Consider the following 3,003-nt stretch of genomic DNA (forward strand, 5'->3'; position numbering starts at 1 on the left):
GCGGTCTACAATACTGTAACCTTACCTATACCAACTTCGCGGAGAGAAACGAGATCAACATCAGTATGACACAACAATACGACCCATATGAGAATGCTGTAGCAAAACGAATAAACGGAATATTAAAACAGGAATTTGGATTGGGTAAAACAATTGTGAGTCTAAAATTAGCTCAGAAAATGGTTAAAAAAGCAGTCAAAATCTACAATTCAAAACGAATGCACTACAGCCTAGAATTTAAAACTCCAGACTTTGCTCACAGCAATCAAAATCATAATTACAGACAGTACAGAAAAATACCGATATTAGTAACTCAATAAAAACAAAATAGTAAACCAAAAATGGTCAACCTATTTCAGTATAAGACACCGAATGAATTTCATATGATAAAGACATATTTCGATTGGAACGTATTGTCGCAAATCAAAAATGGCGACCATAGCGAGCTGAAAGAAATAATTCTTGACAATGAAAAATTATTCATTCCATTTTCTACTTCTCACATTGGAGACATATTCTCTAGCTTTAAAGAAACCAGTACACAAAGAGAATATATTGAATCAGATTTAAACTTTATTTCCGAGCTTACCAAAAACAAGTGTTTAATGAATACTGGAAAAGATGTTGTACTTGACTTTTATCCACCTCAAGAACTTTTCGAACAAAGAATTGAGGAAAAAGACCTCTTTAATGATTTAAGTCTTGATGGATTAATGAACATTTTTGAGCAAGACGACCTTACTAAAAGTATTGGAAAATCACTTATAAACTTACTAAAATCAATACCTCTCGAAGAATCACTCAAACAAGCATTTGAAAACCAAGAAAGTGCTGAACAAATGGACAAAATGTTTCCTGGACTCAAAGAAAATCCAACTATGGAAGGTTTTTTTAAAAGTTTCAGCCAAATGAACTTAAACCTTAATGAATCTGATGGATATCAAGAATTAAGAAAAACTGTTCAAGGAGGAATGGGAATTAATAGAGATAAAATATTTGACTCAAAAGACCCATATAAAATAATAGAAGATAAGTACAAAAAAGTTAGAACTAGTCCAAACCAATTCATTGATAACACAAAAAATGGACCTGAATGGTTCAACGAAATTACAAATGAATATCTCTTACTTGATATTCACGGTTATCAAGAAGACAAAGTGAATATAAAAAAGGGAAGGAAAGAGACTTTTAAAAATACTACCGAAGATGCTTTTCACGCTGCCTTTGCTTCAACTTGTAATTTCTACATCATAAATGACAATAAATCATACAAGAAAACAAAATTGATTTATGAAAAGTTAGGCATTAACACAATAGTTTTTAAACCTTCTGAATTTGTAGAATATTATCAAAAATATCTAGATATAAAAGAGGTCATTCTTAATTTCAGAATACCTTTTGAAATAATTAAAACAGCCGACTTTTATGAAGAAGTAATGGAAACAGCTACTTTGAGAACCTATTATGTTCCATTCTTTTTCTTTGGCTTTTTTAATAAAATTATGGTTCTTATTCCAAATGATGATAGCAAAACACTAATTCTTCTAAGTCAAAATGGTCCAAGCAACCACAGAGTTTACTCTATGGAAATTCAACATTTATACAAACAATTAAGTGAGATACTTGGAAATGACATTGAGAATTTGGGGCAAATAAAAGATGAAGAATTCAAGGAAGAAGAATGGATTGGAAGGAAATGGCAATTAGATGAAATAACATTTCGATTGACAAGACCAAATGGACATTTTCAATTATATTTTGACCAATAAATTAGAGTTATGGGAATTCCAAATGGTAAATACGATATAGAATTAATAAGGAGAACGAAAGAACTAATTCAGTCATATAAAGGTAAATACAATTTGACACTTTTAATGAATGGGATATTGAGCTTAATTGTTTTACCGCATCAACACAATGCGAGAATAAGAAAGCTGAATTTTATGAACAAGGATTTAAATGATATTCCAGAAATTCAATTTGTATTAAACTCACCTAACTTTCATTTTGACAGACGTGGTAAAAACAATGATTTAAAAAATCTATTGACCCGAATACGTAATGGGATTGCACATCAAAGAATTGAATCCATTAGTGAAGATAATAAGTGGAAAGGAGTAATTATACAGGACAGCCATAATGGAAATATTGGACTAAATCTTGAACTCAAAACCTCTGAATTAAGAAAATTTGCTTTCTATATTGCAGATGAATATTTAAAAGAACTGAATAAAAAAGCCAGCAGCTAACAAAGAACTGAGGTAAAAACCAACTTTTTTCTACATTAAATTTGAGACATAATTAGACTGTACTAACATCTATACGAATAGATCTTAGCTGTAATATTTACTTCTTTTTTCTATCTATCCTTTTGCTAGAATAGATACATAGTTTTCATCATAAGGCAATCCTGATTTAGCAATAGCGAAGGCTTGTTTTAAAAGCTTATTAGCCACTGCAATCAACGCCAGTTTCTTGCTTTTACCCTTGGCCACAATTCGCTCATAGATTGCCCTGCAACCCTTATTGTGCTTGCACGCATTGAACGCACACAGAAATAATAGGTTTCGGAGCTTTTTGTTTCCCACTTTACTGATCCTGCTTCTACCTCTTACACTACTTCCTGATTCCAGTATCGTTGGGGTAATCCCTACGTAACTACACAACTGGGAAGCTTTCTCAAACTTAGTAAAACCATCGGTTATCACCACTAAAAACAAGGCAGTTTTGATCCCTATGCCAGGTATACTGGTTAGCAAAGTTAATTGCTGCTGCTGATCTTGTTTTACAAGTTCCAGTAAGCGATCTTCAATCCTTTTAACCTCTTTGTTCAAGTGGTTGAGATCTCGCTTTAAAGACCCATAAACATACTTGGACGGAATGCCAAGAACTTCTTCTCCGTGAAGTTTATTCTTGGTCGCCGTACGTTTCTTCAGGTAACTATCCATAAGGCGAAAGAGCTGCAGGCATTCTGCCTGTACATCAGTAAGGGCATTGTACAGG

The 3,003-nt window shown here is 32.7% G+C and carries 4 protein-coding genes; 3 read left to right on the top strand and 1 reads right to left on the bottom strand.

Features of this window, described 5'->3' with window-relative positions; all coding sequences use genetic code 11:
* From ACFFGL_RS12060 to ACFFGL_RS12070, 3 genes are all read left to right on the top strand, one after another.
* Positions 1 to 320 (top strand): integrase core domain-containing protein (locus ACFFGL_RS12060; RefSeq protein WP_378928518.1); only part of this gene is annotated, 320 nt, incomplete at its 5' end.
* Positions 321 to 383: 63 nt separating this feature from the next.
* Positions 384 to 1,769 (top strand): hypothetical protein, encoded by a 1,386-nt coding sequence (locus ACFFGL_RS12065; protein ID WP_309730846.1) that lies wholly within the window; start codon positions 384 to 386, stop codon positions 1,767 to 1,769.
* A gap of 9 nt (positions 1,770 to 1,778) precedes the next feature.
* Positions 1,779 to 2,249 (top strand): HEPN family nuclease, encoded by a 471-nt coding sequence (locus ACFFGL_RS12070; protein WP_309730848.1) that lies wholly within the window; start codon positions 1,779 to 1,781, stop codon positions 2,247 to 2,249.
* A gap of 114 nt (positions 2,250 to 2,363) precedes the next feature.
* Here ACFFGL_RS12070 and ACFFGL_RS12075 read toward each other — a convergent pair.
* Positions 2,364 to 3,003 (bottom strand): IS110 family transposase (locus tag ACFFGL_RS12075; protein ID WP_378928521.1); only part of this gene is annotated, 640 nt, incomplete at its 5' end.

The organism is Mesonia maritima (assembly GCF_042433895.1).
GTDB lineage: Bacteria > Bacteroidota > Bacteroidia > Flavobacteriales > Flavobacteriaceae > Mesonia > Mesonia maritima.